The sequence below is a fragment of the Streptomyces sp. A1277 genome (assembly GCF_004795015.1).
In the GTDB taxonomy this organism is placed as follows: Bacteria; Actinomycetota; Actinomycetes; order Streptomycetales; family Streptomycetaceae; genus Streptomyces.
In genome coordinates this window covers 190,365-199,521 of sequence record NZ_SSBI01000005.1, presented here as the reverse complement: position 1 = coordinate 199,521, position 9,157 = coordinate 190,365, and the positions used below count along the sequence as shown (strand labels likewise).

Sequence of the window (9,157 nt, the reverse complement as noted above, 5' to 3'; positions counted from 1 at the left end):
CTTCAACAAGCCCTTCTTCCTCATCCTCAACCTCGCGGTCGGCGGCTACTGGCCCGGCGACCCCGACGGCAACACCGCCTTCCCCCAGCAACTCGTCGTCGACCACGTCCGCGTCACCACCAGCGACGGCGCTCCGCCGGCCTGAGCATCGCCGTCCCGCCGGGCAGCCGCCCGGCGGGACCCGCGGTGGCACTCTCCCGGCCACCGCGGACTCCGGATCAGCCGAGTCGGCACAGCCCGTCGAGCCTGCCCAGCTTGCCCGACACCCGGACGAACCGGCCGAGCCCGCGCGGCAGAACCCGCGCCCGCAGCGTCACCCTGGCATCGACGGGCCGTCCGGCCGGTGCCCGGACGAGCAGCCGCAACTCCTCATTGACATGCAGGAATTCCTGACCGGATGCCCGGAAGTCCCAGTACGCCGTCGTGAAGCCGATCCCGGACGATGTGATCCGCGGGCAGTACACGGTGCGGCGGCGCAGTATCTGCGGCCCGGCCTCCACCCCCAGCGGCGTCCCGGCCACGCTGAAGCTGAGGTTCGCGCCCAACGTGGTCTCGATCTCCTGCGGGACCTCGCCCTCCACCAGCAGAGGCGACATGTCCGCGATCGTCGTGCCCGGCGTCGGCGACAGGTTGAGCACCAGCCGGGACCAGCTCACCCGGCACTCCGGATGGGTCTGCACGACACAGATCAACGGGATATCGCATGCCTGTACGCCTGGGTGTCGGTCATACGACGCTCCTTGTTCGGTGCTCAGGCTTCGGGGACCGCCACTCCCCCACGAGACAGAAGGCGGCCCACTGGTCGAGCCGTGAGCCGCCCGGACGCTCACGCGCTGCCGGCATCGCCGTGCGCAGAGCCCCGGTGGGCGGCTCACCGGCCAGGGTCAGATCGTGGAAGTCCGCCATGAGCGCGGCCGTCGAGCGGTCCGGCACCCGCCACAGGCTCATCACCAGGGAACGGACCCCGGCGAACAGCAGCGACCGGCTCAGCCCCAGCGCCTCGTCCGTGCGGCCGACGTCCCCGAGCCCCGTTTCGCACGCGGACAGCACCGCGAGCCGCACCCCGTGCCACTGCTGCCGGAGGATGTCCAGTCCGGTCAGCAGGCCGTCGGCGAGCACCAGGCCGGACCCGAGCGGATCGTCCGAGCGGAACGAGGCGTGCCAGGCGGCGTGCAGCACCTCAGCCCTGGCCATCGACGCGAGCACCCGCTCCCGGGTCGCGGCCGCGCCCAGCAACGGCTCCGCGCCGAGCCGTCCAGCGAGCAGCCGCGCCTCGTCCCCGGCGTGCGGCAGGTCCCCGCCGGGGTCGCCGACGACCACGGAGCCGTGCCCGGACGGCCGGCTGCGGCCGTCCAGCGTGCGCAGCAGCGAGACGCTGGGCAGATAGGCGACGGCGTTGCGCTCCAGGAGAAGCGGCCCCCCGTCCGGCGACAGGGCCTGGAACGGCACATGGTGCAGCGGGCCCGTCGGGCAGATCAGCGCGGTGTCGCCGGGCCGCAGGCGGTCGGTGAGCGGGGCCACGAGCGGGCCGAGCACCTGCTGGAACAGGTCCGGCAGGTCTTCGGCCATCTCCCGCACCTGCCCCGCGCCGCCCAGGTTGTCGGCGACGAACCTCAGCAGCCGGTCGCCGTCCGCGTCGACGGGTGTCACCCCGATCCCGGCGCGCGGGTCGAGCGTGAACACGACGAGGCGCCCGTCGTTGAGCCGCCCGTACGAGGCGACCACGACCTGCTCCCCGCGCAGCCGCTCCAGCGCCGCGTCGGCCGAGACCGTCGCGCCGGAGCGGATATCGGCGTGTTCGCGGCCCGCCGGCTGCCCGGCCGCGAGAGCGGACCACAGCCGCGCCAGTTCCTGCCGTACGGTGTGCATCCGCGCCCAGTCGGTGCGCGGCGCTCGCTCCAGCGCGGTGCGCTCACTCAGCAACACGGCCTCCTCGGCGAGGAGTTCGGGCGGGACGCCGTCCGGCGGGCGCAGCGCGGCGGTGCTCAGCGAGTCGAGGAGCGTACGTGAGCGCAGCCGCTCGGTCACCGCGAAGGCGGCCCGCTCGTCCCCTCCGTCGAGCCGGTAGCGGACGAGGAGCTCGTGGACCTCGGCGCCCTCGTCCTGGAGGCGCCTGCGCAGCTCGGGGTCCGGCTGTGCGGCGCGGACCAGATCGGCGAGTTCGACGCCGAGTTCGAGGACGTCGGTCGCGGTTTCGGCCTCGCCCGCCGTCCAGGCGGCGCGTGCCATCGGTATGACGGCCTGCCAGGCCCGCGCGGCGTTCTCGATCCGCACGGGATCGTCCTCGCTGTGCCGCGACCGCCACACCAGCCGGCCGTCGCCGGGCCCCCCGCCGGAGACACCGGCCAGCTGGAGCACCCTCTCGTACGCCTCCAGCGGATCCCCGAGGGCGGGGCGCTCGACGAGGCACTCGGCGGTGCGCATCCGGTCTTCGGCCAGCCGGTCCGCGTTCCCCGAGTTGTGCTGCCGGGCCTCGGCGAAGTGCCGCAGTGCGGTGCGGTGCAGGCCGAGGGAGGCCAGGGCCCGTGCCCTGGTGTGGTGCACCACCGCGAGCGCGTGCTCGACCGGCGACCGGCTCGCCTCCCGGACGGCCAGAGGCAGCGCGTCGTCCAGGTACGAGAAGCACCGGGCGACCTCGTCGTCGTCCAGCACGAGCAGCGCGGCCGCACAGAGCTGGGCTATGCCCATGTGGTCGGAAACGGGGACGCCCGCGTCGCGCGCGTCGGCCAGGTCGTCGTGCCGGGCGGCCTCCGGGTCCCCGGCGCGCTCCGCGACAGCGGCGAGCTGCCGGTACAGGGCCGATCGCGGGTCGTGGTCCATGCGGCTGCCGCCGAGCTTTCCGGTCAGCGGCCGACCGGTCCTTTCCCGCTCCGCGCGGTCCACCTCCAGCCATTCCTCGGCCTCGCGCAGCACGGCGAGCGCCTCGGTGCAGGAGCCGAGACCGGACAGGAGGGAGCCTTCGCTGCCGAGCGCGTCCGCCAGGAGCAGGGCCCGGCCGGCGAAGTGCGGCGAGCCGTGGGGATGCCACTGCCATGGCAGATCCACGATCTGCACCTGTCGGCGGGCCGTCAGCAGGGCCCGGCCGGTGTCGCCCGCCTTCGCGTTCCACTGCCAGGAAAGGGCGGACAGGGCGCTGAGCGCGGGGGCGAGCCGGTCGGGGCTCCAGCGGGCCCGCCAGGCTGCCATGGCCTCGTCGTCGGGCAACGCGTCGAGGAGTTCGGTGACACTCGGGTCACGGGTGCGCAGCACCGATTCGAGGTGCTGCGGCAGCCGGGACCGTACGCCCGCGGGCGACAGCCGGTCGGCGTCGGTGGGCCCGTCGTCCGGAGCGCCGGGGCGAGCGGGAGCCGTGGTGGCGGCGACCGCGGAGTCCGGCGGTGCCGGGGGCGGGTGGCGCCGCCGGGGTGTTCTTCGCCGGGCGACGGAGCCGTCGCAGGACGGCGCGCAGGGCGGAACGGGAGGCGGTCCTCGCGGTGCCGGGTCCGTCCGGCCGGGCCGTGTCGCTCTCCTCGGCGGGGGCCTGCCGCTCGGACTCCAGCGCGGCGAGCGCCGCTCGTGCGCCGCCGTAGGCGGGGTCCAGCCGCAGTGCCCGTTCGTAGCACGCCCGGGCCCGGTCGGCCGGCTCGTCGAGGTTGCGGAGCGTGTCGCCCAGGAAGCGCCAGGCCATCGGGGTCTCGCCGGAGCTCCCGGTGCGTGTCCTGTGCCGGCTGGTTCGCGAGCCGCAGGAGCCGCTCGTGTGGAGAACCGGTCGCGTCCGGTGCGGGCGCCGGGAACGTCGTCGCGCGCGCCGCCGCCGCCCACAAGCGCACCAGTGCCCAACCGACCACACCGCACCCCCGAGTCCGCCGGCCTCATCGGACGCACGGCTGCACGTGCCTCCGGTGGGGAAAACGCTGTGGGAGCCACCACGGTTCCGATGGGCGGGCGGCCCCGGGCGAACGGCCGAAAAGGCGCACCTGGCCGGATCGGTCACGCGGCCGGGCCGGCCGGCCGCTCGCACCGGGCCCGGCCGCCGAACACGCCGGACCTGGGACCTGTTTCGAAAGTCCCGCCTGCCGGGCGACGCCTGGCCCGCCCTCCGGGCGGACGGCGCTACTTTCGGAACACGCCCTACCCCCGGTACGTCTCCAGCAGCCGGAGCCAGACCTCGCTGATCGTCGGGTAGGCGGGCACCGCGTGCCAGAGGCGGTCGATGGGGATCTCGCCCACGACCGCCATCGTCGCCGAGTGGAGCAGTTCGCCGATGCCGGGGCCGACGAAGGTGACGCCCAGCAGGACTTCGCGGTCGAGGTCCACGACCATGCGGGCGCGGCCCCGGTAGCCGTCGGCGTACAGCCCCGCCCCCGCCACGGACGCGAGGTCGAAGTCGACGGCCCGGACCCGGTGGCCGGCCTGTTCCGCCTCGGCCAGGGTGAGGCCCACCGAGGCGGCCTCCGGGTCGGTGAAGACGACCTGCGGGACGGCCGCGTGGTCGGCGGTCGCCGCGTGGGCGCCCCAGCGGCCGGTGTCCAGCGGTTTGCCCTGGGCGCGGGCGGCGATCGCGGCGCCCGCGATGCGTGCCTGGTACTTGCCCTGGTGGGTGAGAAGGGCGCGGTGGTTCACGTCGCCGACCGCGTAGAGCCAGTCCGTTTCCTCGACCAGGCAGCTGTCGTCGGCGGTGAGCCACTTGCCGGGTTCCTGGCCGACCGTCTCCAGGCCCAGGTCCTCGGTGCGCGGGGCGCGGCCGGTGGCGAAGAGGACCTCGTCGGCCTCGACGCTCTCGCCGTTGTCCAGCTCCACGGTGACCGGCCCGTCCGGTCCGTCACGGCGTACGGAGGTGGCCGAGACGCCCGTACGGATGTCGGCCCCCGCCTCGGTCAGCGCCTCGGCGACCAGCTCACCGGCGAATGGCTCCATCCGGGGGAGCAGCCCCTTGCCGCGCACCAGCATGGTGACCTCGGAGCCGAGGGCGGCCCAGACGGTGGCCATCTCGACGCCGACGACTCCCCCGCCGACGACGACGAGCCGGCCGGGCACCTCCTTGGCACTCGTCGCCTCGCGGCTGGTCCAGGGGCGGGCGTTCTCGACCCCGGGCAGGCCGGGGACCACGGCCCGGCTGCCCGTGCAGACGGCCACGGCGTGCCGGGCGGTGAGACGGTGTTCCGTGCCGTCGGGCGCGGTGACGGTGACCTCCTTGGGGCCGGTCAGCCGGCCGTGGCCGCGGAAGATGTCGGCCCCGATCCCGTCGAGCCAGGCGACCTGGCCGTCGTCCTTCCAGTGCGAGGCGTACGTGTCGCGGTGGGCGAGGACGGCGGCGGTGTCGAGCGGCCCCTGCACGGCGCCGCCCAGCCCGGGGACGCGGCGGGCGTCGGCGCGGGCGACGACCGGGCGCAGCAGGGCCTTGCTGGGCATGCAGGCCCAGTAGGAGCACTCCCCGCCGATCAGTTCCGACTCGATGACGGCGGCGCTCAGCCCGGCGGCCCGGGCGCGGTCCGCCACGTTCTCACCCACCGGACCGGCACCGATGACCACGACGTCGTACAGGGCGGGCTTCGCAGCATGTGTCATGCGCCCATTCTGTCCGCGGGTGTGGGTGGCGGCCACATGGGCAGGCGGAATAGCGCGAGTACGGGCACCGTTGTCCCGGACACGTCTCATACGGGCACAGGAAGAGGTAGCAACGCATGAGCACCGTAGAGCTCACCAAGGAAAACTTCGACCAGGTCGTAAGCGACAACGAGTTCGTCCTGATCGACTTCTGGGCTTCCTGGTGCGGCCCGTGCCGGCAGTTCGCACCGGTCTACGACTCGGCATCCGAGCGCCACAAGGACCTGGTCTTCGCCAAGGTGGACACGGAGGCGCAGCAGGAGCTGGCGGCGGCCTTCGAGATCCGGTCGATCCCCACGCTGATGATCGTCCGGGACAACGTCGCGGTCTTCTCCCAGCCCGGCGCGCTGCCGGAGGCGACCCTGGAGGACGTCATCGGCCAGGCCAGGAAGCTGGACATGGACGAGGTCCGCAAGTCCATCGAGGCCGAGCAGAAGGGCGGGCCGGAGGGGCAGCAGTAGGAGCCGCCCCTCCCGCGTCGCGTAAACCGGCCGTGGACCGGCCGGGACCGGCCGGGACCGGCCGGGACCGGCCGTGGGCAGCCGGCCCACGGCCGGTCCCGTGTGTCCTCAGGCGTCCGTGTCGCGCTGCCTGCGGTCGCGCTCGGCGATGCGGGCCGAAAGGCCGTAGGCGAGTTCCGAGCCGTCGATGAGCAGGCCCTCCACGGCCTGCGTCCTCGGGTCGATGTCCGCCACCATGCCCTCGCCCGCGTAGCGCGGGTAGCCGGTCTCGCCCGTCTCGCCCGTGGCCGTCACGACGGCGGAGCGGATGACGGCGCCGGGGCCCCCGCCGTCGGAGCCCTTGGCCGCCGCGCCCCGGACGCTGGCGCCGGTGGCATCGCCCCCGCCTCCCTGCAGCCCGGGGGCGTTGTCGTCGGTGAACTCGGGGACGATGAGGATCTCGTAACTCTGCGGATAGCTCATGGGCATGACACTAGGCACGGGCCGTCCGCCGCGCACCTTGCCGCGCGGGACGTGCCGCGTCAGCTGGATTCCCGGCGCACCGGCCGGGCCCGTAGCAGGTCGTGCCGTTCGGGCGGTGTCCTCGGATGCCGTACCAGGCGGTCCACCAGGTCGGCCAGCGGCTGCGCCGTCGCCAGCTCCATGCGCACGCTGCTGAGCCGGGGCCGCAGCAGCCTGGCCGGCATGGAGTCGTCCGCGCCGACCACGGCGGCCTCGTCCGGCACCTCGATCCCCTCGTCCTGCAACGCCCGCATCAGCAGCATCGCGTAGCTGTCGTCGTAGGCGAAGACGGCGTCCAGGCCGAGCCCGGGCCACCGGGCGGCCAGCGCGGCTGCGGACTCCTCCTCGTAGCGCAGCGGCAGTTCCTCGATCCGCGCGCCCCCGGCCAGCGCGGCCGCGCGGGCTCCGGCCAGTCGCGGGGCGGCGAACAGGGCGGCGCCGGGTTCTTCGGGCATCACCACGCCGATGCGGCGCCTGCCGCGCTCCAGCAGATGGCGCACCGCGCAGCCGCCGACCTCCCGCTGATCCATGATCAGGGCGTGGGCGCCCTCCACCGGCTGGGGCCCCAGGGTGATGACCGCCTTGGCTCCGGAACGCCGCAGGACGGCTATGCCCTGCGGGGCGAGCGGGACGGAACCCGGCACGATGACGGCGGCCGGGCGGAGTTCGGCCCAGGCGCGGGCGGCGTCGTCGGCGCCGAGCCCGAGGGAGCCGTACTGGACGACCGTGTAGTCGAGGTGCCGCAGCCCCGCCTCCAGTTCGCGCAGGAAGCGCAGGTGGAGGGGCCCGGCCGGCATGTTGCCGGTGGGCAGCAGCACCATGCGGGAGTGGCCCGCGCGCAGGGTCCGGGCCGCGGCGTGGGGTACGTAGCCGAGTTCGTCGGCGGCCTCCCGTACCCGGCGGCGGGTCGGATCGCTGATCCGCACCTGCGCGTTGTTGTTGAGGACGTAGGAGACGGTGGCCCGGGAGACACCGGCCAGTCGCGCCACATCGGCACTGGTCGGTACGGGGCCTTCGGTGGGCTGCTCGGATAACTGACTCATGGCAGCGGGAAGTCTCGCAGACCCCGGCGGCGCCCGAGCGCCACGGTCCCGCCGCCGCCCCGCTCCACGCGGGCGGCGGGGCAGGTTCTACGGTGTTGCGATGACGATCCAGCACCGCACCGACAGCCATGACGGTCCGGCCGCCTTCCCCGGCCGCTCCGGTTCCACCGCCACCTCCGAGGCCGACCCGCGCGATGTGGGCCCGGTCCGCACCTCGTACGCCCCCGACCGGGACGGCGATCCCGATCCCGGGGAGATCGTCTGGACCTGGGTGCCCTTCGAGGAGAACGACGGACGCGGCAAGGACCGTCCGGTCCTGGTGGTGGCGCGGGAGGCGGCGGGCACGCTGCTGGCCGTGCAGTTGTCCAGCAAGCAGCACGACCGGGAACGCGAGTGGGTGGCGCTGGGCGCGGGCCCCTGGGACAGTTCGGGCCGCCAGTCGTGGGTGGACCTGGACCGGGTGCTGCGGGTGCACGAGGACGGGATGCGGCGGGAGGCGTGCGCCCTGGACCGGAGCAGGTTCGACCTGGTCGTCGGACGGCTGAGGGAGCGCTACGACTGGTCCTGAGGCGGCGGAAGGCCCTCACCCTCGACGTCAGGGTGAGGGTTCACTCCCGTGGGCGAGAACGCGCTCGAAAGCGGCTCTGGTGGGCGAGGCGTCCTCGCGGCTGAGGATGCCGAAGACGATCTGCTCGAAGTGGCCCGCGAAACGGCCCTCGCCGGTGAGCAGGGCGCGGAAGGCGCCGGCCACCTCGGCGGGGTCGTTGCGGAACACGCCGCATCCCCAGGCGCCCAGGACCAGCCTGCGGTAGCCGCGTACGGCCGCGACCTCCAGCACCCGTTCGGCGCGGGTGGCGAGCGCGGCGGGGATGCGGTGCGCCTCCTGCGGGGTCCGGGCCCGGATCACCCCGGCGTTGGGCGCGGGAGAGGTGAGGAAGCCCGCGGTGTACGGGGTGTCGAGCAGCCGCCCGCGGCCGTCGCGGAAGACCGGCACGCCCGGTGAGTGGATGACCCGGTCGGTGTAGAAAGCGCTGCGTTCGGCGCGGTGGTGGGCGTAGTACTCGGGGGCCCGCAGCAGCGTGGCGTACAGCGCGGAGGCCCGGCACAGGGCCTCCTCCTGCGCCTGGGCTCCGTTGAGATAGCCACCGCCGGGGTTGCGGGCGGAGGCGTAGTTCAGGACGGCGACCTTTCCGGGCCGCTCGGCGGTCATCCGGGCGGCCGCTTGCAGGCTGCTCTCGCCGGTGACCTCGACGACCGGGGTCCGGTCCCGGTCGAGCGCGGCGACGGGAACCGGTTCGGGGCCGTACAGCCGGGTGCCCGAGAGCGCGGCGGCCAGGGCGCGCTCGATGCTGACGTCGCGGCCCTGTGCGGTGCGGTAGGAACCCGTCCGGACGATGTTTTCGGTCTCTCGCGCGATCCCGCGCAGCCGGGCGCTCACGGCGCCTCCCCCTTATGGTGCATACGGGGCATGATCGGCGCCCCGTCGCAGGAGAGGCAACCGGATATTCGGCGCACGGGGCACTCTTGTGCGATCCGTTTACAGGGGTTTGGGTAGGACGGACGCAC

Annotated in this window: 9 protein-coding genes and 1 pseudogene; 3 read left to right on the top strand and 7 right to left on the bottom strand. The window is 74.2% G+C overall.

Annotated features, from left to right (window positions below; translation table 11 throughout):
- Positions 1-145, top strand: a pseudogene (locus E6R18_RS34680) (glycoside hydrolase family 16 protein); the annotation flags it as partial.
- A gap of 73 nt (positions 146-218) precedes the next feature.
- On the opposite strand, the gene E6R18_RS05735 reads toward E6R18_RS34680, so the two are convergent.
- From E6R18_RS05735 to E6R18_RS05720, 4 genes are all read right to left on the bottom strand, one after another.
- Entirely contained in the window at positions 219-680 is a 462-nt protein-coding gene (locus E6R18_RS05735) for a hypothetical protein (RefSeq protein WP_136315734.1), read from the bottom strand.
- A 46-nt stretch (positions 681-726) separates the two neighbouring features.
- Complete coding sequence (locus tag E6R18_RS05730) at positions 727-3,249, bottom strand: CHAT domain-containing protein (protein ID WP_136315733.1); 2,523 nt, start codon at positions 3,247-3,249, stop codon at positions 727-729.
- Complete coding sequence (locus E6R18_RS05725; protein ID WP_136315732.1) at positions 3,233-3,667, bottom strand: tetratricopeptide repeat protein; 435 nt, start codon at positions 3,665-3,667, stop codon at positions 3,233-3,235. The genes E6R18_RS05730 and E6R18_RS05725 overlap by 17 nt, the downstream gene beginning before the upstream one ends.
- Positions 3,668-4,110: 443 nt before the next feature.
- Positions 4,111-5,547 carry an NAD(P)/FAD-dependent oxidoreductase gene (locus tag E6R18_RS05720; protein WP_206308222.1) on the bottom strand — a complete coding sequence of 479 codons (1,437 nt, stop codon included), beginning with the start codon at positions 5,545-5,547 and terminating at the stop codon, positions 4,111-4,113.
- 116 nt (positions 5,548-5,663) lie between these two features.
- On the opposite strand from E6R18_RS05720, the gene trxA reads away from it, so the two are divergent.
- Complete coding sequence (trxA, locus tag E6R18_RS05715) at positions 5,664-6,047, top strand: thioredoxin (RefSeq protein ID WP_136315731.1); 384 nt, start codon at positions 5,664-5,666, stop codon at positions 6,045-6,047.
- Between the two features lie 108 nt (positions 6,048-6,155).
- On the opposite strand, the gene E6R18_RS05710 is transcribed toward trxA, so the two are convergent.
- Positions 6,156-6,515, bottom strand: coding sequence for a hypothetical protein (locus E6R18_RS05710; RefSeq protein ID WP_136315750.1), 360 nt, complete (start codon positions 6,513-6,515; stop codon positions 6,156-6,158).
- Positions 6,516-6,568: 53 nt separating this feature from the next.
- Positions 6,569-7,591 carry a LacI family DNA-binding transcriptional regulator gene (locus E6R18_RS05705; RefSeq protein WP_136315730.1) on the bottom strand — a complete coding sequence of 341 codons (1,023 nt, stop codon included), beginning with the start codon at positions 7,589-7,591 and terminating at the stop codon, positions 6,569-6,571.
- 100 nt (positions 7,592-7,691) lie between these two features.
- On the opposite strand from E6R18_RS05705, the gene E6R18_RS05700 reads away from it, so the two are divergent.
- Positions 7,692-8,159 carry a type II toxin-antitoxin system PemK/MazF family toxin gene (locus E6R18_RS05700; protein WP_136315729.1) on the top strand — a complete coding sequence of 156 codons (468 nt, stop codon included), beginning with the start codon at positions 7,692-7,694 and terminating at the stop codon, positions 8,157-8,159.
- A gap of 27 nt (positions 8,160-8,186) precedes the next feature.
- Here E6R18_RS05700 and E6R18_RS05695 read toward each other — a convergent pair whose 3' ends face one another.
- Positions 8,187-9,029, bottom strand: a complete 843-nt coding sequence (locus E6R18_RS05695) for a TIGR02452 family protein (protein ID WP_136315728.1) — start codon at positions 9,027-9,029, stop codon at positions 8,187-8,189.
- Between the last annotated feature and the right edge of the window lie 128 nt (positions 9,030-9,157).